The organism is Yoonia rosea, from assembly GCF_900156505.1.
Lineage (GTDB): Bacteria > Pseudomonadota > Alphaproteobacteria > Rhodobacterales > Rhodobacteraceae > Yoonia > Yoonia rosea.
The window spans coordinates 327,492-353,179 of the sequence record NZ_FTPR01000001.1; the positions used below are offsets into that span (position 1 = coordinate 327,492).

The 25,688-nt window shown below is 57.3% G+C and carries 19 protein-coding genes; 5 read left to right on the forward strand and 14 right to left on the reverse strand.

What is annotated here, in order from left to right; genetic code table 11:
• Positions 1 to 8: 8 nt before the first annotated feature.
• From B0B09_RS01590 to B0B09_RS01605, 4 genes are read right to left on the reverse strand one after another with little or no spacing between them, the layout of a single operon-like run.
• Positions 9 to 791, reverse strand: a complete 783-nt coding sequence (locus B0B09_RS01590) for a heme ABC transporter ATP-binding protein (RefSeq protein ID WP_076658089.1) — start codon at positions 789 to 791, stop codon at positions 9 to 11.
• Positions 788 to 1,855, reverse strand: a complete 1,068-nt coding sequence (locus B0B09_RS01595) for a FecCD family ABC transporter permease (protein WP_076658090.1) — start codon at positions 1,853 to 1,855, stop codon at positions 788 to 790. Before B0B09_RS01595 ends, B0B09_RS01590 begins: the two co-directional genes overlap by 4 nt.
• Before the next feature lie 3 nt (positions 1,856 to 1,858).
• The gene (locus tag B0B09_RS01600; protein ID WP_084190699.1) at positions 1,859 to 2,755 is read right to left on the reverse strand and encodes a heme/hemin ABC transporter substrate-binding protein; all 897 of its coding nucleotides are present in this window, start codon (positions 2,753 to 2,755) and stop codon (positions 1,859 to 1,861) included.
• On the reverse strand, positions 2,752 to 3,804 hold the full coding sequence (locus B0B09_RS01605) for a hemin-degrading factor (protein WP_076658092.1): 1,053 nt from the start codon (positions 3,802 to 3,804) through the stop codon (positions 2,752 to 2,754). The genes B0B09_RS01600 and B0B09_RS01605 overlap by 4 nt, the downstream gene beginning before the upstream one ends.
• Before the next feature lie 196 nt (positions 3,805 to 4,000).
• Here B0B09_RS01605 and B0B09_RS01610 point away from each other — a divergent pair, with 196 nt between their 5' ends.
• The gene (locus tag B0B09_RS01610; RefSeq protein ID WP_076658093.1) at positions 4,001 to 6,043 is read left to right on the forward strand and encodes a TonB-dependent receptor domain-containing protein; all 2,043 of its coding nucleotides are present in this window, start codon (positions 4,001 to 4,003) and stop codon (positions 6,041 to 6,043) included.
• Between the two features lie 329 nt (positions 6,044 to 6,372).
• On the opposite strand, the gene B0B09_RS01615 is transcribed toward B0B09_RS01610, so the two are convergent.
• Genes B0B09_RS01615 through B0B09_RS01625 form a run of 3 tightly spaced genes read right to left on the reverse strand, consistent with a single transcriptional unit; the run spans position 6,373 to position 10,403 of the window.
• Positions 6,373 to 7,779 carry a S8 family serine peptidase gene (locus tag B0B09_RS01615; RefSeq protein ID WP_076659728.1) on the reverse strand — a complete coding sequence of 469 codons (1,407 nt, stop codon included), beginning with the start codon at positions 7,777 to 7,779 and terminating at the stop codon, positions 6,373 to 6,375.
• A gap of 2 nt (positions 7,780 to 7,781) precedes the next feature.
• A complete protein-coding gene (locus tag B0B09_RS01620; protein ID WP_084190700.1) occupies positions 7,782 to 8,648 on the reverse strand; it encodes a phosphatase PAP2 family protein in 867 nt (288 codons plus the stop codon).
• A gap of 12 nt (positions 8,649 to 8,660) precedes the next feature.
• Positions 8,661 to 10,403: a tetratricopeptide repeat protein gene (locus B0B09_RS01625; protein WP_242654320.1), complete on the reverse strand. Its 1,743-nt coding sequence runs from the start codon at positions 10,401 to 10,403 to the stop codon at positions 8,661 to 8,663.
• A gap of 397 nt (positions 10,404 to 10,800) precedes the next feature.
• Here B0B09_RS01625 and B0B09_RS01630 point away from each other — a divergent pair, with 397 nt between their 5' ends.
• Complete coding sequence (locus tag B0B09_RS01630) at positions 10,801 to 11,469, forward strand: LuxR C-terminal-related transcriptional regulator (RefSeq protein ID WP_076658094.1); 669 nt, start codon at positions 10,801 to 10,803, stop codon at positions 11,467 to 11,469.
• Positions 11,470 to 11,804: 335 nt separating this feature from the next.
• Here the strand turns inward: B0B09_RS01630 and B0B09_RS01635 are convergent, their stop codons facing one another.
• The 5 genes from B0B09_RS01635 to B0B09_RS01655 form a co-directional block, all read right to left on the reverse strand.
• A complete protein-coding gene (locus B0B09_RS01635; protein ID WP_076658095.1) occupies positions 11,805 to 13,490 on the reverse strand; it encodes a S8 family peptidase in 1,686 nt (561 codons plus the stop codon).
• 13 nt (positions 13,491 to 13,503) lie between these two features.
• Positions 13,504 to 13,779, reverse strand: a complete 276-nt coding sequence (locus B0B09_RS01640; RefSeq protein WP_076658096.1) for a hypothetical protein — start codon at positions 13,777 to 13,779, stop codon at positions 13,504 to 13,506.
• Positions 13,780 to 13,844: 65 nt separating this feature from the next.
• Entirely contained in the window at positions 13,845 to 14,261 is a 417-nt protein-coding gene (locus B0B09_RS01645; protein WP_055292311.1) for a hypothetical protein, read from the reverse strand.
• Between the two features lie 638 nt (positions 14,262 to 14,899).
• Positions 14,900 to 17,971, reverse strand: coding sequence for an efflux RND transporter permease subunit (locus tag B0B09_RS01650; protein ID WP_076658097.1), 3,072 nt, complete (start codon positions 17,969 to 17,971; stop codon positions 14,900 to 14,902).
• A 4-nt stretch (positions 17,972 to 17,975) separates the two neighbouring features.
• Entirely contained in the window at positions 17,976 to 19,052 is a 1,077-nt protein-coding gene (locus B0B09_RS01655; protein ID WP_076658098.1) for an efflux RND transporter periplasmic adaptor subunit, read from the reverse strand.
• Between the two features lie 115 nt (positions 19,053 to 19,167).
• On the opposite strand from B0B09_RS01655, the gene B0B09_RS01660 reads away from it, so the two are divergent.
• Positions 19,168 to 19,782 (forward strand): TetR/AcrR family transcriptional regulator, encoded by a 615-nt coding sequence (locus B0B09_RS01660; RefSeq protein WP_076658099.1) that lies wholly within the window; start codon positions 19,168 to 19,170, stop codon positions 19,780 to 19,782.
• A gap of 165 nt (positions 19,783 to 19,947) precedes the next feature.
• Here B0B09_RS01660 and B0B09_RS01665 read toward each other — a convergent pair whose 3' ends face one another.
• Positions 19,948 to 22,263, reverse strand: coding sequence for a TRAP transporter permease (locus B0B09_RS01665; RefSeq protein ID WP_076658100.1), 2,316 nt, complete (start codon positions 22,261 to 22,263; stop codon positions 19,948 to 19,950).
• Positions 22,264 to 22,303: 40 nt separating this feature from the next.
• Positions 22,304 to 23,359 carry a TAXI family TRAP transporter solute-binding subunit gene (locus tag B0B09_RS01670; RefSeq protein WP_076658101.1) on the reverse strand — a complete coding sequence of 352 codons (1,056 nt, stop codon included), beginning with the start codon at positions 23,357 to 23,359 and terminating at the stop codon, positions 22,304 to 22,306.
• Positions 23,360 to 23,498: 139 nt separating this feature from the next.
• Here B0B09_RS01670 and B0B09_RS01675 point away from each other — a divergent pair, with 139 nt between their 5' ends.
• Positions 23,499 to 24,017 (forward strand): MarR family winged helix-turn-helix transcriptional regulator, encoded by a 519-nt coding sequence (locus tag B0B09_RS01675; protein WP_076658102.1) that lies wholly within the window; start codon positions 23,499 to 23,501, stop codon positions 24,015 to 24,017.
• Positions 24,017 to 25,663, forward strand: coding sequence for a sulfatase-like hydrolase/transferase (locus B0B09_RS01680; RefSeq protein ID WP_076658103.1), 1,647 nt, complete (start codon positions 24,017 to 24,019; stop codon positions 25,661 to 25,663). Before B0B09_RS01675 ends, B0B09_RS01680 begins: the two co-directional genes overlap by 1 nt.
• Positions 25,664 to 25,688: the final 25 nt, after the last annotated feature.

A 25,688-nucleotide genomic window follows, 5' to 3' on the forward strand; every position in this document is an offset into this window, starting at 1 on the left:
GGGTCCTTTCAGGCAGATGCCGCGTGAGGCAGCACAAAGGGGATGCCGGCGGGCGGTGGGGCCGAGACGCGCAAAGCGCAGCCGTAGGCGTCCGACAGTATCTCATCTGTCAGTACCTCTTGCGGCCGTCCGAAGGCCATGCGTTTGCCTGTCGCAAGCAGCGCGACACGGTCGGCATAAAGCGCTGTCAGGTTCAGATCATGCATCACCGCGATGACGCCACCACCCGCGCGGGCAAACCCGCGTGCGATGTCCATCACTTGGAGCTGGTGCGCGATATCGAGACTGGAAACCGGCTCATCCAGCAAGAGCCAGCGTGGTTGACCGTTCTCGAAAGGGGCCCAGACCTGCGCCAGAACACGGGCAAGCATGACCCGTTGCGCTTCGCCGCCGGACAATTCCTGAAAGGTCCGGTCGGCGTAATGCGCGAGGCCGACGCGTGCCAGCGCCTGCATCGGCACCTCGGCTCTGTCTCCTGCCGTGCCAGATTGCAGGCCCAGCCGGACCACCTCCATGACCGTAAACGGAAACGCAAGACGCGACGCCTGGGGGAGGACAGCACGTTGTGCTGCAAGTTGCCAAGGCTTCATGCCGCGTATGTCCTGCCCGTTCAAGCTGACCGCACCGCGATAGGGCAGAGAGGCCGTGATCGCCCCGAGCAAGGTGGATTTGCCAGAGCCGTTGGGGCCAACGATGGCGGTCACTTCTCCGGGGAGGGCGGTCAGGCTCACGCCGCGCAGCGCCTCGCGCTTGCCGTATGAGACGCGGATATCTTCGGCAATCAGGCTCATAGTTCCACCAATCCGCGACGTTTGAGCAGGATCCACAAAAAGACCGGTGCGCCAAGGACGGCTGTCACGATCCCGATGGGCAGTTCTGCGGGGGCAATGACCACGCGCGCGATGACATCGGCGAGGATCAGCAGGGTCGCCCCCAGAAGCGCTGAATTCAGTAGCAGCGTCCGGTGATCCGGACCGGCGGCAAGACGCAGCAGATGCGGCACCACGATCCCGATAAACCCGATCCCGCCCGAAACAGCGACCGCCGCACCGGTGGCACCGGCGACGGCAAGGATGGCGATGGATTTCATGCGCTGCACATTGATGCCGATATGGGCAGCGGTCGCTTCGCCCAGGGCCAGCCCGTTAAGCCCGCGCCCCAGCATCATTGCCGTGCCGAGAGAAAGCAGGATCAAAGGCGCGGCGGACAGCACCTTGGCCCAGCTCGCACCCGCAAGCGAGCCAAGACCCCAGAAGGTCAGATCGCGCAGTTGTCTGTCATCGGCGATATAGACGAGGATACCCGACAAGGCCCCTGCCAGTGCGCCAAGCGCGATGCCCGCCAGAAGCATTGTGGCCACAGATGTGCGCCCGCCCCGCGTCGAGACGCGGTAGAGCAGGATGGTCGAGCCCCAGCCACCCAGAAAGGCGGCAAAGGGCACAAGGTGGTTGCCTGCGCGGTCGATTATCCAGCCGGGCAAGAGTGCGCCCAGCACGATGGCAAGGATCGCACCCAGCCCCGCACCGGCCCCCACGCCAACGATGCCCGGATCGGCCAACGGGTTGCGGAACAGACCTTGCATCGCAGCCCCTGATACGGCCAAACCTGCACCGACCAGTATACCCATGGCAAGCCGGGGCAGGCGGATGTCAAACAGCACCACGCGTTCGATCTGGCTCAGCGTCTCACCCTGCGCCAGTTTTGCCAGCACGGATGACAGGGTGACGTCTGTCGCGCCAACCTGCAGGTTCACAAGACAGGCCAGCCCCAAAGCAACCGCAAGAATCCAATGCAAGGCGCGGGCGTGGTTCAACCGGTCGCGCGGGGCGACCGCGATATCCGATACGACAGTCACCGGTCAGGTTCCCTTTGCATAAAGCGCGTCGTTCAGCATCTGCACGGCCTGCGCTGTGCGCGGCCCGAAGCCCAGCATCAGCAGGCCATCCATCCGCACGATCGAACGCGTTTGCGCGGCGGGCGTCAACTGGACCGCAGGCATGGCGAACAATTCGTCATCCGCCAACCCATGATCGCCGCCCCTGTCCATCATCAGGATCACATCGGGTGCGGCCAGCCCGACCGCTTCATCGGTGATCTGTTTGTAGCCTTCGTAATCGGAGACCGCATTCACACCCCCCGCCATGCGGATCAGCGCGTCCGCTGCCGTGCCTGTACCAGAGGCATTGATCTTGCCGCCCTGCGTGGACAGCACAAAAAGCACGCGCTTCTTGTCACCCTCAGGGCGTTCAGCGTCCGCAAGCGCCGCCACGAGATCGGCCTCAACTTCGGCCATTAATCCGGCAGCGTGTTCCGGCACACCAAGTGTCTCGCCCACGATCTCGATCTTTCGCAGGATGCCTGCAACGCTCAGGGCGTCGGGCACTTCGACAAGGGCGACATTCGCCGCACGGATCACATCGAGCGCCTCTGGGGGGCCAGCGCCTTCCTCGGTCAGGATCAGTGACGGCCCGACCGAGAGTACACCCTCAGGCGAGAGGGCGCGCATGTAACCCACATCGGGCAGGTCGGCGACACTGGGTGGATAACTGGACGTTGTGTCGCGCGCCTTGAGGCGGTGCGCCTGACCAAGGGCTGCAATGATTTCGGTGACTGAACCGCCGATTGATAGCACATCGGCCGATGCCTGCGGCGTATCTGCGCTTTGTTCGGCGTTGACAGCTATGGCAAGAAACGTGCTGCACAAAGCGGCGCATATTCCTGTCCGGAAGGCGGTTTTACGAGGCCAGTGTCTCATGCGGGCACCTCTACAAGCGTTGAAAGGCAATCCACGATCTGGCCCCATTCTGCGCGCGAGTCGCGTCCCTCCTTGCCGACGCCGAACACCTGAAAAATCATGCCGCCTTCAGCATCGAAGGCTTCGACAGATACGGCAGGTCCGCGTTGCGTGGGTTTGTGCACGGCCCAGACCTCGGCCACCTTATCGAGACGCAGGTGCAGGTTGAACCCGGGATCCATGACGTTCTGCCAAGGCCCCATCGGTTTCAGGCTATGGATCTTACCGGTGTGGATCTGGATGCAGCCACGGTTTCCGACAAAGACCATCACCTCGATCCCGGCATCACGCACCGCCTGAAGCATCGTATCAGCGGCCTTGGGGGCAAGCTGGCGCACCCAAGGTGCACCGGCAATCCGGTAGGCCCCGAGCCGGTTCATCTTGAGTTTGGCACACAGGCGCAGGAATTGGTGCGTATCCGTCAGCTTTGCCCACTCTGTCCGCAGGATGTCGGCTTTGTCGGCGCGCGATTTCGGGCCCTCGACGGGCGCGCGCGCGGCGACCACCTGACTGTCCGACTGATCAGCGACGGCCAGATCGGCGACGATTGCGGGCCATGCCGCGTGGTGCGATCCCTCGCGCAGGTGGATTTTGTGCACCGCATCGCCTGCTGCATCGAAAATCTGCAAAGAGCGGCGCAGCCCCTGCGCGGTTTCTGTTTCGACGGCAAACGCATGCACCCAATGTGACGGAAAGATGCGCAGGTCCACATTCTCGGTCAGGGTCATCGCCGCATGATCGCCACGGTGGTAGTTGCCGTATTCGCCCACTTTTTCATGTACGCAGGCATCGACGCGCGTGAGCGCCATGACTTCGCCCAAGGCTTCGGCTGCGGGGATGATCCGGTCGGGGTGGGCCGCGATTCGGGTGGTGCCATGGCCGATGCCGGCCGCAACGAGTTGCGCCTCGGTAATGCCTTGGGCGTCTGCCGCATCGCGTGCGCGCAATTTCGGGTTTTCCGCAAGAAAAGTGCGAATATCGGAAGGATTGGCAGCGCTATGCTGTGTCATGGGCGTCCTCGGATGTTTGTTTATGGTCCGATGGCTGCGCCCGAAAGACGTGGTGCGTGGCTGTCTAAGTACTTGACTGTTTTAGTTGGATAAGATTAATGCTGCAACCCATTGCGGTACCTCGTAGCGCAAAATCATTCAAACTGCCGCGCCAGCCTTCGCGAGCTTCGGCCTGAAACACACGAAGGATGGCGCAATGCTTACCTCTTTGATGCGCGGCACGACCGCGCTCGTCTGCTTGTCGCTGGCCATGCCAGCCACGGCACAAGACAGTGATCCCGGCTTTCTGGGGACGCTTATCCTCACCGGCGGTAAACGCGATCTCAGCTTTGGCACCGCGCTGTCGCGGACGGTTGTTGGCGAAAATGAGATCATGGACCGACAAGCCAGCACGGTCGCACAACTGATCGACAGCGTGCCGGGTGTCACCCTAGTGAACGGCACGACGCCGCAAGGGTCGGGTATCAATATCCGCGGGTTCGGCGCGAACACGACATTCGGTTCGGATCAGAAAATCGCGATCCAGATCGACGGTGCCTCGGTCGGCTCGGAAGAGCTTTACCGTATCGGCACACAGCTTTTCACCGATCCGCTGCTCTATCGCGAAGTCGAGGTGTTGCGCGGCACCATCGGCAGCTTTGCCTATGGGTCCGGCATCGTTGGTGGCGTTGTGAAACTGGAAACAAAGGACGCCTCGGACTTTACCGGCGGTGTTCCTGGATTTGGGGGCGCCCAGACCCTGTCGTTCGGCTCAAACGGCAGCGCATGGGTCAGTTCGACCAACCTTGCATGGATGCCGACGGAAGGTGCCGAGTTTCTGCTGAATTATACCTTGCGCGATCAGGACGACCTCAAGGCAGGTGACGGGACGACGATTGGCAACAGCGGCTTCCGCACGCCTTCGTTCCTCGCGAAGGGCACATTCACTTTCGGGCAGGACGACGCACACTCCCTGATGTTCAGCCATTCCAGTACGGTCGCAGACGACAAGGATGTCCCCTATGACCAATTCGTGACGACGGCGGATTCCTTTGGTCGCGTAGACCGCCTGACCGAAACGACACAGACAGCTGTCGAGTATCGTTTTAACCCGGTCACGGATCTCGTCGATCTGCGCGCCAATCTCTCTTATGCCGATCAGGCAATCGACTCAGACTACATTCCCGGGTCCTCGCCTTTGGAAGGGACGCCGAGCTTCCCGTTCCTACTCGAAACGGTAAATGCCGACCAACGCTATGAAACGGCCAAGCTGACGGTGACAAACCGCGCCCTGTTTGACACCGGCGCAATCGCGCACGACATGCTTGCAGGGGTCGAGGCGCAGCGACGGATCCGTGCCGATAACACGGCCGGTAGTGCGCCGGGTGGCACAAACGATCGTTTTGCCCTGTTTGTTGTTGATGAAATGAGCATGGGACAATTCACGGTGACACCGGCCATGCGTTATGAAAGCTCCAGTATTGAAAGCGAAAACGACCTCGCAGGTGTTCCCGATACCTATGAAAAAGACGCTCTGATGGGTGGTCTGGCTCTGGCGTATGATTTTGGCGTGGGGCTCTCTGTCTTTGGCTCGGCGGCCTATACCGAAGGTCTGCCGATCATTGATGATCTGGGGACCAGCGACACCGCACAGCGGCGGATCGGCATGTCTGAGAAATCCAACACATTCGAGCTTGGGGCCGAATACACAAGCACAGACGTCTTTGCCAATGGTGACACCTTTACCATGCGCGGCAATCTCTATCGGACCGAACTGAGCGACATCACCAGCTACACGGTGGCCGGTTCAACGGCGACTGAACTGGACCGCGTTGAATCCAGCGGGATTGAACTGGAAGCCTCTTATGGCACGGCAAGCGGCTTTTACGCTGATTTTGCCGGACATATCGGTGAGGGTACTGAATTCAACCCCGATGGCACCGATGCAACATGGCGCAACACGCCGTCGGACCGGGCACAGGTGACGCTGGGCAGAAAATGGGAAGAGCGCCTCGATCTGAGCTGGGAACTCATTCATGCGGTTGATCGCCGCGATGCCCTTGGCGATGATCTGCCCGACAGCACTGTGCATAACCTGCGTGCAACATGGACCCCGCAAGCCGAAGGATGGCTTGATGGAAGCGAAGTGCGCTTCGGTGTCGAGAACGCGCTCGATACCGATTACGTGGGACATCTGTCTTCCCCCAGCCGGAAGGCGCCGGGCCGGTCGTTCAACGTGTCGTTCACGAAAAGCTTCTAAACGCGCAGAGGGCCTTGGCCCGACCTGTCAGCAAGTCATAGCGCGCGCACTGCGAAAAGCGTGCCGCACCCATGACCTGCTGACAGGCCTGAATGGACGAGTGTATCGCAACCTTGCCTTTGGTTGGTGCCGTTATTGCAGCCGCAGCATGGCCTCGCATATGCGGCAGCCACCATTTGGCCGGGTGGCGGATTTCACCGAGCCAGCCAACCCGAGCCGGGGAATCGGCGCAATCCAAGACGTGTCTTTCGCGACATGGCATTTGAAAGCGAAGGACGCCTGCGTTGCTGCCGTAAGAGCGGTCTGACGGCAGGTTCACGGGGCATCTTTCAACTTGGGGCAGGCGTCGTTTGCCCGTCGCCATCAGGGAAAACGGGCTTGCCAGACCAGCACAGCACATTGCACGCATCTTCATCGCGGGTGTGTTGATAACAATGGGTCAAAAGCCAAGACTTTGCGTCGAGGCCTGATCGACCTGTGATCTTGCCCGTGGAATAGCCAAGCGAAAGAAACCCCGCGACCAATGCTGACGCACAAGAGGTGCCACCAAATCTGTTAAAGTAGGAACCGTACTCGCGCATGCTGTTGCCAATGGCTGCCTGTGCAAAAGGGCCACCCGAATAGCCCGCAGGGCCCGGCACGTCTGTGGTGATCACATCATAGCTCGAGAACTTGTGGTTCGCATTGTTCGCGGGCACACCGACGGGGTCATAGGCTGCGCTTTGCTGGTCAAGCCGCACTTCGGCGGCATCAAACGCTTCGGCGTCATTGCTTGGGGCCATCACAGTAATGTTTCCAGTCGCAGAATAGCTGCTTCTATAGCCCTTGGCGTTCACCGCGCCGACCGAGATGATACCATTGTGTTCCGACGCCAGGTTGGCAGGGTAAATCCCGTCATCCTCATTGGCATTGCCCGCCGCACAGACGACTGGTCTGACCTGCGAAATATTGACAATCAGTTCCGCCAGTTCGCCCCAGACTTCGGCCTGTTTGGGGTTTGGTGCAATCTGGCGCACCAAGTTTGAGAGCGGCTCTTCACCCAGCTTGATATCACCGATTTCAGGGATCATCCGATGTGGATCGGCAATGTTGCGCGGAAACAAGACGACATCAGAACCGATGATATCCGCATAGAGAAACGCAAGGATCAGACCCTCTGGTTCGGGATCAAAGTTGGTCGAGATTTGGACAATCTCGCACATCGGATCAACACCACTATAAGGCAAAGCCAATGGCGTCGTTTCGCCCGTCGGTAAGAGCTGCTGTGTGATACAAGGCCGCGCGCCGACAAGGCCTGCAACACTGGTGCCATGGCTGGAAAAGGTTGGCGACGTACAAGGTGCCACACCGTTTGCGTGCGCTTTAGAGGTCTGCGAAAGCCTGTCGCGCAATTCGGCAAGCAATTTCGCAGTGTGCGGCAAGCCGTCTGCGATTTCCGTGTCTAGGTTCAGTGACATACAGCCAATCGTCGCCTGGCCATCCGGCGCGAAAGCAAAGGACCCCAGCCGCGCAGAAAAGAAATCAATGGACAATTCAGTGTTGATCGCGCCTTGCAGATTTGGATGTGCTGCGGCCACGGACGTGTCGATAATGGCAACGCGCGTCGGCTTGTCTTTGGGTTCAACACACCAGCCGACCGGTGCTTGGTCTTCATCTAGAACGCCCAAAGTTCTCAGGTGCCATAGCGCGTCATACTGCGGATAAATCTCGCGACCTGTCTGTCCACTCTGTTGCATGATCAAATCCACTCTGCTTGCGCTGCGAGCATCTGTTTTTCGCAGACCTTTTCAAGAATTGGGGCAACCATCCGCGCCAACTGGTATCCCGCATTCGTATCCGCGGCATAATGCAGGCCCGCCCATTCGCGGTTCTCAGCAATCCTGCGCGCGCTGACAAAAAGCTCCGAGCTGGCAGGATGTTCAGGCAGCAATCGCGAAAACAAAAACGCGACCGAGAACGACTGAAATGAATGGTTGGAGGGGTAGGATTGATGTGGCGGGTTCGGCAACAGGGGGCGCAGGCGTGGCTCAATCTGGTTCGGGCGCAGAACATTATAGCGGTCCTTATAGCGCAGCCCGATTTCATCGGTCAGTGACAGGATCAGATAGAACAAGGTCTCTGTCGCCTCATAGCCGCCGATATCTTCGATACCAAGCGGACGCAGATAACCTGATAGCTCTATTGATGCCTCACGCATGATTTCATGTTCGCGGTGTGCTTCGCGTGGCGTGCGCAACAATACTTGTTTTGCAAGCAGATCAACGGCTTGCCGGCGCAACTGGGCTGTGTTTGGCGGCAGTGGAATGGGCAGATCCGCCCATTGATCTAGCGCGGCGTAGAGTTTCTCGCGTTCCTTCCAGGGCTCTTGCATGCCGGATCCTGCAACCACATCCAGCGCGCGATTGCGGTTCCTGTTGCGGTTCCGATTTCTGTTGCGATTGCGATTGCGGTTCCGGTTCCTGTTGAGGACCAGCAACGACAGCGAACCACCCGCAGTGGCACCACCATCTGGATTGGCGACAGCTTGTGTTGCTGATGCGTTCAGCTGCAATCCAGTCGCAGTGACTGTAAACTTGTGTTGCGCAAGAATGTCGTGGATGTCCAAAACTGTCTCCTCTTAGGTGAAGCGTTTGATCGCCTCAATAAAGTTTGTTTCTTTGTCTTTTTGGGAAATGCGAAAGCGCTCTTTTTGCACTTCGATGTCTGCAAAGTCCGGATCGTGCACCAGGAGCTCATTGTAGATGCGCGTCGCTTCGTCATGGCGGCCAGTTTGTGCCAGATTGACCAAGAGATAGCGCATCGCGGCCTTAAATTTTGGCTGCTTGCCCAAGGCGTTGCGACTGGCATGGATCGCCTTTTGATGTTGGCCCAGCATCGTCGAAGTCATCGCCAATGTGGTGTCGTAGCTATAGCTGAGCGGGCTGTAGCTGCCCAAGTAAACCGCGCGTTCGGCCGCTTTTTGCGCCGTCTCATAGTCCGCTGCATAAAGCCGGTTCAGTGCGTAGTGATCCCAGACAAAGGCCTGGTTTTGATTGAGCCGCAACGCGCGTTCGAGCAAATCACGCGCCAGATCATGGTTGCGGAACACATAGCCTGTGACATGGCCCAAACACGCCAGAGAGATGGCGTTAAATGGGTTATCGTTCAACGCATCGCGGACAAGTTTGTCAGTATCCCCAAAGGTCTCTTGGTTCAGCGTGCCAAGGTTTTCTCCGATTTTGAAGCTGGCGGCATAGGTGCGCAGCGCCGCAAACAGGGCTTCATTTTGGCCGGTCTGATCTCGGGACAAAAGATACTCTGCGTTCTGTAGTGCCCCCTCATCAAGGCGAAACATCATATTCAGTGCGGTATAACCGGCGATCATTGGCTCTTGGCCTTGTGCTGCCCGGTCGGTTGGTTTGCGTTCAATGCTACGTGAAACACGGTCCACATTTTGCGTTATGAAACCCGACAAGACATAATTGGTCCAATCTAGCGCCTCATCCACGGTGGTCTGGATTGACTGGCTCCATTCGATCGACATGTTGGCAGCGGTATAAAGAAAGAACGTCAAAGTCAGGGATTGGCGCACCTGCAGCGCGCGCACACGGATGAAATGATCCGTATTGCTTGCCCCGATCAAACCATCCGACGGGCCTGTCGCATCGCGCAAATCGTAGACATCAACAGGATGCAATTCGCGCAGGTTTTTGATGATGCCTTCCAGCAAATGATCGGCGACATGGGCGGTGGTTTCATCACAGCCTTGCTGGATGTTGGGCAGCACCCCAAATGAAATACGCGCAGCAGGCAAGGGTGCAATCGCAAGGCTATGATGCGCTTGCGCTTTGGCGGGGGGGTGCTGCACGGGTGTTTGGGCCGCACGCTCGAACAGCCGTTCGGCATTGTCACGCCAGTTTTGGCGTTCGAGCAAGAGCCAGTCTTCGAATTCCTCATCCTGAATATCCATCCCTTCCAGAAGGTCGGCTTCTGGTGACAGGGATAAGGCCGCCAATTCAGACGGGTTTTCCATGACGGCATGATAGTCAATCCAAAGTGCTTCGCGACGCAGCTTGATAGAATGGCGGTCGACTTCAATGATGGCGTCAAAAATCGGGCCGAGATCACGGCGCTGTTCAAAAATGATCTGACGCAGGCTAGTGGCAGATTTTCCCTCGGAACTTTCGCTCCATAGCTTGTCGCGCAGCCACACGCGTGTGCGCTGACACCGCGGCGCAAGTGCAAGCAGCGCAAACAACGCGCAGGCTTTCTTGCTGCGCGGTGTGTAAGACGTGCCAGACGCATCGGTCAGCTCAAGCGGACCAATGAGAAAAAGCCTGGCAACTATCTGGTTGTGTTCCGCCATCTGAAAACCATGCATAGATTGTGGTGCATTTGGAAGGAAATTGGAAAAACGAGGTACCGTCTGCGCTGTTTCAGTGCCCTTGGTGCCATACAAGGATCGCAGCTTTGGCGCAGATTCACTAGTTACAGATAAATGTGTTTCATCAAAGACTTCAGTATTCAAAATTGATGTCCCAGTTTCACTCCAAATGCACGAATCACTCTGGCTGACCTAGCGTTAACGAAACGTTAGGGGTTTGAGACGGGGCTGTCAGGACGATCAGCCTCTGGCGTCAAACACGTGGTGGGGAGGGAGATAAAGTAACGCTACGTCAATTTCTTAACGGTCATCGTCTGCGTGATGTGTGTTTGTGACTGACGCGTCGCTAACGGCAGCACTTTTAGTGTGTGCGCATTGAAAGGGGCATTATTTCATGAGAATCACGATCGTTTCGAAAAATACATTCTTTCAACATGCGCTGGCGTCAATGTTGGCACAGGAAAACATGACCGTTGCAGGGCAGTTCGATGACCTGAAGGCGCTGATGAAAGGCCAAAGCATCTGTACGGCAGATGTTGATGTGCTGATCATTGAGGATGCAGCACCCTGCACAAAGCGGCTGTTTGCGGATCTGGCGACATTGCACCGCCGCAAGCCATTATTGAAATCGTTGCTTGTTGTGTCGCAAGTCGATGCGGCATTCTTGTCGGCGCTGTATGAAGCAGGCTGCGCCGGGTGTTTGCTATCAAACATTCCGCCCAGTGCGATGTCGCATTACATCCGGCTTGCGGCTTCTGGTCAGCGCGTCTTGCCAGACGGGGCCGCAGATATGTTGCGCCAGTTGCTGCAAGAAGTCACACCATCCGCCAATGTGAAAGAGTTGCTATCAAAGCTGACACACCGCGAAGGGCGGGTATTGGGGCATTTGCTGAAGGGCTCTCCCAACAAATTGATCGCATCGGACCTGCAGTTGCCGATAACGACCGTCAAAGGTGACCTGAAATCAATTATGCGAAAGACGGGTGCCGCGAACCGGACAGCCTTGGCGGTTTCCGTCATGAAGCAGGGTTTGGCTGGGGCTGTACATTCCGCCGCGCACTAGGGGCGAGCCCCATTCAATCGGTGTCGCCAGTTCGCCAGATGTCTGCGCGGACAAGGCGCAAGGTCGCAGCAATGGCTATTCTGCTTCAGGGCCTCGCAGCGCATTCCAGTGCAGATAGCCGCCAAACTCAAGGGCGTGATCTTCACATCATCTGAGTGGCCTGGGCCGCCCAGCGCGAGAAGCGGGATCACTTTTGTGCACCAAGTCATTGATATATATTAAAAGTTTTTCTGATCCTATAGAGCGAATGGGTCCTTGCTCTCGGCATAAAGCAGACGCCGGCACCAGGGGGCCGGCGTCTGTGTGTTTGGCGGGTCAGAAGCCCAAGGGTGATCTCAGGCGCTTTCCTTGATCTTTCTGGCAGCTTCGATTGCTTTTTGGATCAAATCGGCAACCATATCCAGACCAGCTTCTCCGCCCGGTGTTTCTGGCGTCTCGTCGTCGTCTGCGACGGGCCCGTCAGCGGGGGCACCTTGTGCTGTCAGAACCGGCATTCCGCGGCCTTGAAATTCAGAGGGCAAGCCCAGCGGTTTGCATGCGCCCACGACCTTTGCAAACAGCGCATCAGAGCGTGTCAGGTCGCGTGCCATTGCCTGAATACCAGCGTCCTGCGCCAGCAAAACAGCTGCAATACCCGCCACATGTGGTGACGCCATTGAGGTGCCATCGTAGCTGCCAAATCCGGGACCGGGCAGCGTTGAGATCACCGCAACACCGGGCCCACACACATCAATCTGCGGTCCGCGGCAGGTGAAGTGAGCGGCAAAGTACTGGCCATCTTGACTGACATGCTCCGTTTCGTGGCGCTTATGAAAGCTGTCTTCGGGGTAAGTCCCGAATTTGCCGATTGCAGCAACCGCCATTACTTCTGGATAGGCGGCCGGATACATCACAGGCCCCCCGCTATTTCCTGCAGCCGCGACCAACAGAATCCCCGCAGCGCGCGCTGCTTGCATACGTTGCTGCAACAGAACACTTTTTTCCTTACCACCAAGCGACATGTTGACGACATCAACTTCCAATTCAATTGCCGTATCAATTGCTGCGATCAGTTTTGCAATTGTAGCCCCCGGAAAGACGCGCAATGCAAACAGATCAACACGGTCCGCAATACCGCGCATACCAATCGCATTGTTCAACGCGCCAATGGTGCCCGCAACATGGGTGCCGTGCCCGCTGTCGTCTGATTTCCAGTCTTCTTGCGGGTCGCCACCATCGGCAAATCCGCGACCGCCTGCCGCGACAACATCAGGGTGGCCATCGGCAAACCCGCTGTCGATCACAGCAACGCGCACGCGGTCGCCTTGTGGCATCGCCACATTACCGACGGCCTGATTGCCCCAGAGGTCAATCTGCGGTCCATCCGTACTGGTGGGCAACGCCGAGACACGCACCACATTATCGCGCGATGCAAATTGCGGCGCAGCAATCACTCTGCTCCAGAAGCCGCTTGCGGCTTTCAAGCGCAACTCGGTCAGGGTTTCATAGGTTTCACCAGGCAATTTCAGCGTGACTTTGCCTTGCGCATTGGTGCGTTGACGATCCGACCAAAGCTCTCCCAAGAGATCGACCTGCACGCCCTCTACAGGTGCACCGTCGTCATCGATCACTTTCAGCGTGACTTTGAAGTCGTCGTTTTGCGTTGTCAGCATCGGCGAGTGGCTCATCTCGAATTGTGCGAGGCCACTGAACATTTGCAGACTGTGGTTCTTCTCAATGATCAACGCTTCGCCATACGTGTCCTTAAGCTCTTGAACATGATCTTCCGTCAGCTCGACGCTGAGCGAATGGACCTCTTTTGTCTTGGGGTCGGACAGCGCCTCAAAGGCGAGCGGCGCAATATCTCCTGCGTCCGCGTCGTCGCCTGCAGCCATCGCCGCAAAGGCTTTCTGGCGTACAGTCAGCTGCGCGGCCAGAGCAGTCAGGTCGACTTCTTCAAGATTTGCGGGCGTGACGGCTGGTTTCCCGATAATGTAAGGGGCAGCTTTTTTGCGCGCGTTTGTGGATGTAACTTCATGCATAACCGATACTTTCCTATTGGAGATTTTGGTTGATCTGCGCCAGATCGACGGCAATCTGTTCCAGACGCTGCGCAAGTTCCTGCACCTGCAAACGTAAATCGTCGGATGCCGGAGCGGCGTGGCGTGTCAGCGAAGAAACCGTTTCGAAACTTGTTTCAAGCTGAGCGATCAAGATGTCGAGTGATGCGTCATCCTCTGGCATCTCATCATCGTTATCAGCGGCAAGGCCGAATTCCTCATAGAACTGGTCGATCTCTTCCAGGTCGCTCTTCGTCAATGGTCGGGTCATGGCTTTCTCCTGAAATGGGGGTGCGCGGACCCTTTGGGAGGAGGAGGGTCCGCGCAGCGGGGACTTTACTTCTTGGTGCAAGCGCGGATGCAACGATATGCATCGTAGGCGGCACGAATGGCCGAAGCGTATTTCTTGGCCTTGAAGTAACGCACCGCAATCAGCACCTTTGGCAAGCACTTCTTGCATTTGCTGTAGCGGCGCACCAAACGGACGATTGTTGCGATCAGCTTTTTGGCTTTGTTCCGCAGGAATATGCCAATAAATTGCGTGTCATATTCGTTGTCGGCCAGTTCACCGATCGACATCGTATCAAAGTCCATCGCCGAGATGCCGGAGGCATCAAGCTCTGCATCCAGCTCGGCAAAAGCCTCGCCGAGTTCGCTGTCCATCTCATCCAGACCAAATTCGCTGAATTCTGCGTCCATCGCCGCAAATTCAGTTGCCATTTCGTCCAGCTCTGCTTGGGTATAATCAGACATTGTCAAATTCCTTTATCGGTTCAAAATTGTGCCAATCAGTTGGCAAAACCGTTTTGGAACAGACAAAAGAGGAAGGGTGTTCTCTTTCGAGAAACTGCCGTCTCTTTAGAGAAGTGAGGTGGCGGAGAGACCGATCGTTTGTGCGACGTCTACGTCTTGCCTCGCGCTGCAGCCCTTTTCTCCCGTCCGGCTTCGCCGCGCGGAATGGGTGCTACAACCACTCGGTTCCAAACCAATCGCGATGGCGCGTCGGCTAGCTGGTGACGGACATTCGGACATCCGCAAAAGAAAGAGGATTTCGAACCTAGACCACGCGATGTCGCACCGCGTCTGAAGATCAGCTTTGCATCTTGCGCGCTGACAAACGGATACGAGATTTTGGGACAGTTGACCGCCCGGAAGATAGCCTAGATCTGGGCGAACTTGTCATCACACGCGGTGTCGTCCACGACCTTTTTGATCCGATTTTTGCGGGTTGGCCATGTCCGGGCGTGATACTCATTCTTCCGGCACGCGTTTCTTGAAGGTGACAGGCCAGATATTTCCAGCCTGCCCATGGTGCGCCGCCAACCAGTCATGCGGTTCAGCCATTGAACTGACTTGAACCTTTTCAAACCGATCGGCGGGCATACCAGCTATTATGCAGCTACCGCCGCAAGCTCTCCGCGCTTGTCTGCGAGGCGTTCTTTGCGCAGGTAGGTGTGATAAAGTACTGGGACACCGATCAGCGTCAGGATGGACGCAAAGCCCAAGCCGCCCATGATCGTGACTGCCATCGCCGCAAAGAACCCGTCAGACAACAAGGGGATCATGCCCAAAATTGTGGTGGCTGCGGCCAGAACGACGGGGCGAAGACGGCTGACGCTCGCTGTGATGATCGCCTTGTCCTGTGGCAGGCCCACTTCTTTTTGCGCATCGATCTCTTCGACAAGAACAATAGCGTTCTTGATCAGCATGCCCGACAGCGACAAAAGCCCGAGCATTGCGGTAAAGCTGAACGCGAGATTGGAATATAGCAGGCCGAGTGCCACGCCATTGATCGCCATAGGCACAATCGTCCAGATCACCGCTGTCTGGCGCAGCTTGCCAAACAAAAGGACCGTGATCAAAAGCATTGTCCCAAAGGAAAGCGGCATCTGACGCCCCAATGAGGCTTGCGCCTCGCCTGCGCTTTCAAACTCGCCGCCCCATTCCATGCGATAGCCGGCAGGCAGTTCAATCGCCTCAATCAACGGACGGATTTCTGCAAAGATGGTTGGCGGTGTCAGGCCGTCAATGACGTTGGCCTGCACGGTAATCGTTTGTACGCGGTTACGCCGTTCGATCACCGGATCTTCTGCCACAACCTCAAAACCGTCGATCACTTGGCTCAGCGGCAGATAGCCCCCGATGGCGGTGGAATAGACGATCTGATCCAAAAGCTGGCCATCACGTGTCGTTTCGCTGCGTGGCGTGCGCACGACGATGTCAATCAGTCGGTCACGCTCGCGATAGGTGCCAGCGGGGAGGCCATTTGTGGCCAGCGCAATCGCGTTCGCGACATCGCTACGCCCGATTCCTGCGGCTTGGGCGCGATCTTCGGCGTAGATGGGCCGTGTGATAATCTCGGTCTCGCGCCAGTCGTTGTGTTCGCTGTGCAGCAGCGGCGTTGCGTTGCGCAAGACATCTTCGGCTTGTGCGGCGAGCGCGCGCAGCACCGACGCATCAGGCCCAGAAAAGCGCGCTTCAATATCAGAACTGACAGGCGGGCCATAGATGATCCGCTTGGTCTGTAATTCCGCCCAAGGCAAAGCTTCGATACCAAATTGATCAAGATCTGCGCGCAGGGCAGGGATGACTTCATCGCTTGTGGCCCGGATGACCAACTGCCCGTATGAGCTGTCAGCCGTTGCTGGATTGTATGTGAGGATGAACCGCGTCAGGCCTTGACCGATTGTGGCAGTCACCGCGTCTACATCGTCGCGGGCCAAAAGCCACTCTTCGATGACCTGAAGGTCACGCGACACTTCGCCAATCGCAGTGCCTTGGGCGGCTTTGTATTCCAGATAGAATAGCGGCGTTGTTGCCGGTGGAAAAAACTGCTGCTTCACTTGTGCAAAGGCCATGACACAAGCAACGGTCGTTCCAAGCAGGCCCGCAATGACAAGCCAGCGCAGCTTCAAAGCCCAACGCACAACGCCGCCATAGGCGCGAAACACAGGGCCGTCATAGCCGGTATCGTCGCCGACAAGACCACCTGTCTTGAACAGGTAGTGACCCAGTAGAGGTGTCACGGTGACAGCCACCAACCAAGACAACAAAAGCGAAATCCCAATCACGGCAAAGAGCGAGAACATGAACTCGCCCGTCGCATCAGGTGACAACCCGATGCCGGCAAACGCCATGATGCCGATAATCGTGGCGCCAAGAAGTGGGATTTGGGTTTTCTGGGCCGCAGTATCAGCAGCTTCGCGCGACGTTCGGCCTTTGCGCATCTCTTGTTGCATGCCTTCGGCGATCACGATGGCATTGTCGACAAGCATACCCATCGCGATGATGAGCGCGCCAAGACTGATACGTTCAACTTTGACGTCGAACAGATACATGAAAAAGAATGTCGCCATCACCGTCAGCAACAAAGATACCCCGACGACAACAGCGGCGCGTGGCCCCATAAACAAGGCGAGAACGGCGATCACAACGCCGACCGAAAGCGCCAGAGAGACAAGGAAACTGCCGTTTGCTTCGTCGACGACACGGTGTTGTTCATAGATGGGCGTCACGGTGACACCAACGGGCAGCATGTCCTGCAACACATTCAATGCGGCCTCGACCCGTTGACCGACCGCGACAATATTCTCTGACGGCAGCCCAGACACACCAAGGGTAAATATCTCTTGTCCGTTATGACGCAGGATATGCGCGGGCGCATCAACGCGGCCGCGCGTGACCTCGGCGACGTCGAGCAGGTTCAAAACCTTACCCTGAAATCCGAACGTCAGGCCGCTGATTTCTCTGACGCTGTCCTCGGCTGAAGGGCCCTGAATGCGCAGGTTTGCGCTGCCGTTGGTCACAAACCCTGTCGGGTTAATGGCCGTAGACGTGCTGATGGCATTTATGATCACACCAGGATCTATCCCGAGAGACGAGACGATTTGCGAGGACGGTTCTACAAAAATAGCCTCTTCGGGCAATCCTCGAATTTCAACATTGGCGACACCCTCGACGGTCAACAGGTCGCGGCGCAAGAATGTTGCCATTTCCCAGATTTCCGCGTCCGAAAAACCTGGCGCTGAAACTGCATAGAGAATGCCAAACACTTCACCGAAGTCATCATTCACGATGGAAGGAAGGGCACCAGAGGGCAGGTGTGCGCGGGCGTCGGCGACCCGGTCGCGCAGATCATCCCAGATTTGGGGCAGTTCATCGCCGCCATACTGGTCTTCGACCTCGACTTCGATAACCGAACTACCTTGCGTGTTGCGTGATGTGACTTTTTTGACTTCGTCCATCTGCTGGATTTCAGCTTCAAGAACTTCTGAGATTTCGGTCGCTACTTCGGATGCTGAGGCGCCGGGGTACGGGGTAATGACAAGAGCGGACTTGAGTGTGAAAGTTGGATCCTCGAGTTTGCCAACTGACAAATACCCGAAGGCTCCGCCAAAGATCGCGAACAACATGAATATCCACGTATAGATTGGAAATTCGATTGAAAAACGAGCGATTTTCATGCCGTTACTCCACACTCAGACCAGTGAAGGGACGGACTGTATCGCCTGCCCGCAGCATCTGAATGCCCGCGCCGACGATCAATGCCGCAGGATCAATCCCGGTGACGGTGATCTCGGTGCCATCGAGCGAAGACACATCTACACTGTGCCAATCCACTGTGCCACTTTGCCCATCCTCAGCGGGGGTATAGAGCATAACCCGCGCACCATCTGCGCCGATTGAAACAGCGGACGGCGGCAAGGTGATTGCACCGGCTGCACCGGCGGACAGACGCGCTGCAACGGTCATTGATGCCCCGGGAATGATCGCCGGTTGGACCTCGTCCGAAGGCAAGGCGAGTGTCACGCGGTAGCTTTGACCAATATTCTGTGTCTCTGCGTTAAACTCGCGCAGGACCAAAGGCACTTCGCTGTCAAACAAGGGCGATGTCCCGACAAAGCTGATCTCACCCACGTTCGAAAGGCTCTGAAACAACCGTTCGGGGACATCAATTTCAACACGGACTTCTGACATATCATGCAACCGTACAATCGGTTGGCCTGGCGCGACATTGGCAAAATTTGGGGTCAGCCGTGACGCGACAAGGGCGCGAAACGGGGCGGCCAAGCGGGCGTCATCAAGCGCGTCCGTGGCTTCACGCAAGGACACAGCGGCTAAATCACGTACTGTTTCGGCGTTTTCAGCCTGTGTTTCCGAGGCGGCGTTGGATTGCACCAGCGTTTGCGCCCGTGTCAGGTCGCGTTCGGCTTGTGCCAACTCAAGCGTAGCGCGCTCAACAGCACGCTCAAAAGGTGCGAGATCCAATGCGGCGATCTGGACACCCTTCTCCACAAACTGACCCTCTCGGGCTTCAAACATGGTTAAGCGCCCACCGACTTCAAAAGATAAATCCACAGTTTCAAGTGCCGCGACCTGGCCAAAGAAAATGCGTTCGTTTTGTACAGCGTCGCCACCTGCGGGGATCAATTTCACTGCACGGATGGGGGCTGGGTCGCCTGACGGGGTCAGCACCTCAGTCTCTTGTGCGTTCAAGGGAGCAGCCAAGACGAATGCTGCGACAAAGGGAAATATGAGCTTCATGAGATGGGTCCAGTCTGAGTACTGGTCGGTACTTAGGGCATAGATTGTAAATCGCAAGGCAAAAGAGTACTGGTCAGTACCTTTTCTTTTGCAAACGATCATCTAAGTTCGAAATATGAGCAAACAAACTCCACAAGAACGGATTTTAAGCGCTGCAAGGCGACTATTCTTTGAACATGGCTTCGAGAAAGTATCGACTGAGCTGCTCGCGCGTGAGGCGGCCGTTTCAAAGGCAACGATCTATCGCCACTTCAAAAATATGGGTGATATTTTGCGCTGTGTCACCGAAGCGGAAGCGGAAAAGTTCCGCGAAGCGACGCCGCCCAAGACCGAGACTCTTGAAGAACTGCGCGATGCGCTCACGAAATACGGTACCAAACTGCTTACGTTTTTGAACCGTTCTGACACGATGCAATTCGCGCGCGTCATCCACGAAGAAGCGCGCGGGAACCCAGACATTGGGCGGACCTTCTTTAATGCAGCCCATCGCCGTACGCAGAGGGATCTCGCCAAGATGTTCAGAACCGCACAAACGCATAGAGTCTTATCCGATACGACCGATGCAATGGATATCGCGGAAGACTTTATCGCACTGCTGGAGGGGCTCGGGATGGCACGCGTGCAACTGGGCGTCGTCAAAACGCCTTATCCCCGCGTCGATGAACGCACGAACCGCGCCGTTACGACCATTCTCCAAATGCATGCTAAATCAGCTCGGAGCGGCCAATAGGACACAGACGTCTTTTGTTTTGCGGGCGATTCAAAGAGTGGCCTAAATCACGAGCGCACCCAATGAGTGTCGTTCAACTGTCTTCGCTTCCATGGGACGAGATGCCCCCAATTCCTATGTATTTCGCGTATTGGACCGAGGTTCACCGCAAGACGGAATGCGAATTCATGCTGTCGCGCGTTGATGGGCTCGCCGTGAAAGAATATTGTGCAGCACGATCACGGCCAGTCCGGCGCAGATGCCAAACCACATAACCGGTTCTGTTTTCCACATGATCAGGACGGCCAGACCAAGGCGGGCCGCGATCTCTACAGACCCAATCGGGCCACGGTCATACCGTGCCAAGGCCGACGCCACGAGATACAGCGCAAGGATCAGTCGGGCGGAGAGCGCTGCCAGCGCCGCGATGTCGACCTCGCCGCTATAGCCTTCGATCAGGGCTTTGGCCCCCGACTCGTCGGTGATTGTGACCGCTTCGGGGATCAGCAAAAGTTCGGGGTACCATGCAAAGATGAAGGGGATCGTGAACATTACAATGCCCACGCGCACGGCCGCAACGCCGGTGCGCATCGGCTCGGCTCCGGTGATGGAGGCGGCTGCAAAAGCCGCGACCGCCACGGGCGGCGTGATCGCGGACGCTACGGCGAAGTAGAAGACGAACATATGCGCGGTGAAAAAGCTGACGCCAAGGTTGGCAAGCAAGGGCCCGAGCAACAAGGCGACATTCACATAGGCAGGTACCGTCGGCATGCCCATGCCCAGCACGATCGCGCAGAGCATTGCACAGGTCAGGGCCAGCATCAGATAGACGCCGCCGACGATCTGCATCTCATACCCGAAGAGACGGATGCTCTGGACCTGTTCCAGCCACGAAGTGACAGCGCGGGTCAGTTCTCCGGTCAGACCACTTTCATTCAGGAATGCGGAAATGATCGACACAGCAAAAAGCAGCAGGAAGAGCCTTGAAATCAACAGCCCCCCGTCGGCCAGTGATGCCAATATCTTGGACGGTTTCGCGCGGGTTTCAGGGTCAAGCAGCAGCAGCGGGATCAGCACCGCAACTGCCCACCAACCGGCGGATACGGCATCCCCTGTGGAATTGATGATCGTGCGCGTGACCGCATCGGGCAAGATTGCCCCGATCCATCCGCTGCCGCTGGCGTCCTTGCTGCCCAGAAGAAGGAACAGGATTGTGAGGATAGGCAACACAATGATGATCAGGTTCAGCCAGTCCTGCCTGTCCATCACAAGGTCCGCGGGGACCTCACCGACGGCCACCACACGCTCGCGGCGGGCCTGAAACATTACTGCCAGAAAGATAGAGAAGAAAAAGAACATCGCAGGCAGGAAAGCCGCCGTGATGACTTTGGTGTAGGGTACCGCCGTCAGCGCCACCAGCACGAAGGCTGCAACCCCCATAACCGGCGGCATGATCTGCCCGCCGGAGGATGCCGCCGCCTCGACGCCACCTGCAAACTCTTTTGAAAACCCGTTGCGCCGCATCATCGGGATCGTCAGCCGTCCGGTGGACAGCACATTGGTGACCGGCCCGCCGGTGATCGTGCCGAACATGGCCGAGGACACGATGGCCGCATGGGCCGGACCGCCGCGCAGGTTGCGCGTTGCGCGCACGGCAAGCTTGATCAATGATGTGCCCCCCGCTGACGTGCCGAAAAGCGCGCCAAGAACCACATAGGGAAAGACCTGATTGACCACGATATCCATGAAACGGCCCATGAACCCGTCGGGTGTGACAAAGACGTTTGTGGCTTTCTGGATCGCCGCCGCAGTCACATCCCCGCCGTCGGCCCCCAGTTTGGTCAGCAGGAAATTGTTGTCCGACAGATCAAAGATCCAGATCAGGGTCGTGCCAACTGTGTAAAGCACCACGATACTGGCGACGGCCACCAAGGGCAGGCCCCAGACACGGATGTTGTAAAGGAAAAACAGCGTTATGATGGTGAACAACAGGGGAATGATCCACACCCCGAAGCGGGCCTGACAGGCAGGCACTTCCGCCTCAAAGGACATTCCGGGGATAACACCGGCCGAGCGTTCAGCGGCGTCCTGAATGAGGCGGGCGCGTTCGCCTGTGATCTGATCAATCAGGCAGACGGAATCGATTTCAACGAGGTATCCAAAGGCTGCCAGAAAGGCCGCAAGCAATAGTCCCGCGTCCAGCAAGAAACCAAGCCACGCAAGATGGGGCTTGTCTGCACGCCACGCCTGATAGACCGAGGCATCGAGTGCCACAATTGTCATCATCAGAAGGAAGATCGGCGGATAGAAGTATTCCGGCGGGAAGTTTGATACCCTGAAAAATTGCCGCCCCGTCAGATCACGCGCCCAGTCCTGAAGCCCCGGGATCTCGGGCATGGTGTTCAACATTCCAAAGAACACCAAGACCAAGGCGAGGGATACGGCGATGCGGCGGCCAAGAGGCAGATTGGTCGACTGCGACGTCACGGTTTGAGCCTCCATATGGGAAAGGCCGAAGCGCCGGCCTTTCCGTGATCAGATTTTAGGGGCGTAGACAATCGGCGACGCTATGGCCGGCCTCTTCAAAGGCACGGATCGCGCCTTCGTGCATTTTGATCTGCACAGCGCCGCAGGCACCTTGGGACACACCATCGATATCGCCAAAGCTGAGCATCGCGAACGGTCCGCGCGGCGATCCTTCGATAAAGCGCTGCTCGCCTTCAAGGTAGGCTTTCGTGATCTGATAGGCGAGCTCTTCATCCATTGCCGCATTCACGATCTGGCCAAAAGCCGTGGCGAAGCTGTCAAAGGTATCATCGTCGGTGACAATCGTGATGTCATTCCCTGCATAAGCGGCCCGGAACGCCTCAACCGGAACAGAATAGGGCGCATGGCCCGGTGCCGCGAGGATTTGTTGGCCCAATTCGCTGGCCAAAAGATCCGACGGCACGTCGTGCATCGTGATCCCGCCTGCGGCTGCAATTGCGATTTCGCGACCGGATGGCAGGCCTTCAGGGATGGTCCATGCATCTACGCCACCGCCGGTGATGGCCGACACAGTGTCAGGCCAGGGTGTCTGAATGCCTTCGTAATCCTCACCGTCCTTTGCGCCGGACAACAGTTGGATCATCGCCCGTCCAGATGTCAGTGCTGCGCCCCGTGGCGGGCCGTTCCAGATACGCAATCCATCAAGAGAGCGAATATCTTCGATGGGATTATTGTTGTAATACGCGAAAATCTGGGCTGAGCCAGAGTTCCAGAACAAGACGCGTAGATTGCCTGCCATCTCGGCGCCATCTTCGGCGCCAACACCACTATATGGACCGATGCCGCGTGACAAAAGAAACGGCAGGATCAGAGGTGCAGGCGCCATGTCTAACTGCCCCTGAGCAACGGCCTGAACCGAATTGGTCAGCGTCGCACCTTCGGTAATCTGCACCGTGGCAACCCCCGCGCTATCAAGGATCGCGGCCAAAGTTGTGTCGATGTAGTGGGGTGTTGACCCCGGTGTGGTCGTTTCTGCGGTCAGGGTCGCCTGAGCAGATGCCGCCAGTGGCGCAAGCGCAACGGACACACCAAAGATTGCAGTTTTGATCATGATATCCTCCCTTGTTCCCGCACCTTCCTCCAAAGACGCGCAGGCCAAAACTGGCTGGCCTAAATCTAGGCTTGCAGAAAATATATGACTTGTCACGTAATTTTTTTTCCCCATTATGGAACCCAAGGGAGGACAGCCTATGACGGAACATCTGAAAGTGGACGCCGAGCAGATACGGGCCCGTATGGAGCGGGAAGGGTTCAACATCTTTGCACGTCTGCCTGCCGTCTATGCCGCGTCCCGCACGCAAAGCCGCAATTTCCTTGATATCGCAGGCGGCCTGTCCGTCGTGGAATGGCGCACGCTTTGGGATTTGGCAGAGGCCGGACCTTTGACAATACGCGACCTTGCTGCGATCCAGCGGGCGGACCATTCCCTGCTCAGCCGTGCCCTGCCGGATATGCGCAAAAAAGGCTATGTTACGATGCACAAAGACACACGGGACGGCCGCCAAACCGTTGTCGCACTGACAGAATCGGGCCGTGCGGCCTATGACCGTGCCGCCCCCGTCATGGCCCAACGCCGCGCCGCACTTCGGGACGTTTTTTCCCAAGAGGAAATTCGCGCCTTTGCAGGGTTTCTCGACCGGCTGGAAGAGTTTTTGCGGATCCCTACAACCGAACTTCTGGCGAGCCGGAAAACACAAGAGGACGCATAATGACCGACCGCCCCAACGTCCTGTGGATTATGGCAGACCAGCTTCGGTTCGATTACCTCAGCTGTTATGGCCACCCGCATTTGCACACCCCCCATATTGATGCACTGGCCGCCCGCGGCGTGCGTTTCACGAATGCCTATGTGCAGTCACCAGTCTGTGGCCCGTCGCGGATGTCGGCTTATACCGGGCGCTATGTGCGCAGTCACGGATCCACATGGAACGGTATGCCTTTGCGCGTCGGAGAGCCGACGTTAGGCGACCATTTGCGCGAGGTCGGGGCACGTGCCGTTGTTGTTGGCAAGACCCACATGACGGCAGACGCCGAAGGGATGGCTTGGCTTGGCATTGATCCAGCCAGCGAAATCGGGGTGCGCGTGTCCGAATGCGGGTTCGAACCGTTCGAGCGTGACGACGGCCTTCACCCCGACAGCGCACGGCAAAACTGGTCCGCCTATGATGACTATCTTGTGTCGCATGGCTATGCATCTGACAATCCTTGGGAAGACTTTGCAAACTCGGGCGTCGGAGAGGATGGCGACTTGCTGTCAGCGTGGCTTTTGAAGAATTCCCGTCTTGCCGCGAATGTCCCAGAGGAGCATTCGGAAACCGCCTATATGACCGACCGCGCCATCGCTTTCATGGAACAGGCCCAGGAAGATGGGCGGCCGTGGATGTGCCACCTCAGCTACATCAAGCCGCATTGGCCCTATATCGTGCCTGCGCCTTATCATGACATGTATGACGAAAGTCATATCGTGCCGCCAATCCGTTCCGCGGCAGAGCATGACACCGATCACCCCCTTATGCAGGCCTACCTCAAGGCGCGGGTTTGCCAAAGCTTCGCGCGTGACGCGGTACGCGAGCACGTGATCCCTGCCTACATGGGGCTCATTAAACAACTCGACGATAATCTGGGTCGCCTGTTTGCATGGATGGATAAGGCGGGCCTGAGCGAGAATACGATCATCGCCTTCACCTCGGATCACGGTGACTACATGGGCGACCATTGGATGGGTGATAAGGATTTCTATCACGAGATGGCCGTAAAAGTACCGCTGATCATAGCCGATCCGCGCACGGGCGCGGAGGCGACGCGCGGACTTGTGTCAGACGCGCTTGTCGAGATGATCGACTTGGCGCCGACATTCATGAACGCGCTTGGCTGCCCGCCGAAACCCCACGTGATCGAAGGCCGCGACCTGACGCCGATCTTACATGGGGCAGGGGGCTTTTCGCGGACCTATGCCATCAGTCAGCACGACTATCATTGGTCTGATATGGCCCGTCTGTTGGATCAACCGCAGGAACATGCCCATACAACAATGATCTTTGATGGGCGCTGGAAATACATCCGCTGCGAAGGCTTTCGGCCGGTTTTGTTTGATCTGCACTCTGATCCGCACGAACTGACCGATTTGGGCGCATCTGAAGACCCTGATCATACCGCCGTCCGCACCCGTATGGAGGCGGCTTTGCTGGATTGGGCCACGCGCCATCACACGCGGATCACAGCGACGCCTGCCGTCTTGGCGCGACAGAAAAAGGCCGCCGAAGGGGGCATTCTGATCGGTTTCTGGGATGAGAAGGAATTTGAAGACAACACCGGCATCGCATTCGACGACCTAACGCCTGTCGGGCGATCTTGATCTGGCCGCGCTTCCTTGGCGGTGA

What these genes read in the sequence shown, in the direction of transcription:
- B0B09_RS01590 (WP_076658089.1), bottom strand. Translation starts at nt 791, where the DNA reads ATGAGCCTGATTGCCGAAGATATCCGCGTCTCATACGGCAAGCGCGAG.
- B0B09_RS01600 (WP_084190699.1), bottom strand. Translation starts at nt 2,755, where the DNA reads ATGAGACACTGGCCTCGTAAAACCGCCTTCCGGACAGGAATATGCGCC.
- B0B09_RS01605 (WP_076658092.1), bottom strand. Translation starts at nt 3,804, where the DNA reads ATGACACAGCATAGCGCTGCCAATCCTTCCGATATTCGCACTTTTCTT.
- B0B09_RS01610 (WP_076658093.1), top strand. Translation starts at nt 4,001, where the DNA reads ATGCTTACCTCTTTGATGCGCGGCACGACCGCGCTCGTCTGCTTGTCG.
- B0B09_RS01615 (WP_076659728.1), bottom strand. Translation starts at nt 7,779, where the DNA reads ATGCAACAGAGTGGACAGACAGGTCGCGAGATTTATCCGCAGTATGAC.
- B0B09_RS01625 (WP_242654320.1), bottom strand. Translation starts at nt 10,403, where the DNA reads ATGCATGGTTTTCAGATGGCGGAACACAACCAGATAGTTGCCAGGCTT.
- B0B09_RS01630 (WP_076658094.1), top strand. Translation starts at nt 10,801, where the DNA reads ATGAGAATCACGATCGTTTCGAAAAATACATTCTTTCAACATGCGCTG.
- B0B09_RS01635 (WP_076658095.1), bottom strand. Translation starts at nt 13,490, where the DNA reads ATGCATGAAGTTACATCCACAAACGCGCGCAAAAAAGCTGCCCCTTAC.
- B0B09_RS01640 (WP_076658096.1), bottom strand. Translation starts at nt 13,779, where the DNA reads ATGACCCGACCATTGACGAAGAGCGACCTGGAAGAGATCGACCAGTTC.
- B0B09_RS01645 (WP_055292311.1), bottom strand. Translation starts at nt 14,261, where the DNA reads ATGTCTGATTATACCCAAGCAGAGCTGGACGAAATGGCAACTGAATTT.
- B0B09_RS01650 (WP_076658097.1), bottom strand. Translation starts at nt 17,971, where the DNA reads ATGAAAATCGCTCGTTTTTCAATCGAATTTCCAATCTATACGTGGATA.
- B0B09_RS01655 (WP_076658098.1), bottom strand. Translation starts at nt 19,052, where the DNA reads ATGAAGCTCATATTTCCCTTTGTCGCAGCATTCGTCTTGGCTGCTCCC.
- B0B09_RS01660 (WP_076658099.1), top strand. Translation starts at nt 19,168, where the DNA reads ATGAGCAAACAAACTCCACAAGAACGGATTTTAAGCGCTGCAAGGCGA.
- B0B09_RS01665 (WP_076658100.1), bottom strand. Translation starts at nt 22,263, where the DNA reads ATGGAGGCTCAAACCGTGACGTCGCAGTCGACCAATCTGCCTCTTGGC.
- B0B09_RS01670 (WP_076658101.1), bottom strand. Translation starts at nt 23,359, where the DNA reads ATGATCAAAACTGCAATCTTTGGTGTGTCCGTTGCGCTTGCGCCACTG.
- B0B09_RS01675 (WP_076658102.1), top strand. Translation starts at nt 23,499, where the DNA reads ATGACGGAACATCTGAAAGTGGACGCCGAGCAGATACGGGCCCGTATG.
- B0B09_RS01680 (WP_076658103.1), top strand. Translation starts at nt 24,017, where the DNA reads ATGACCGACCGCCCCAACGTCCTGTGGATTATGGCAGACCAGCTTCGG.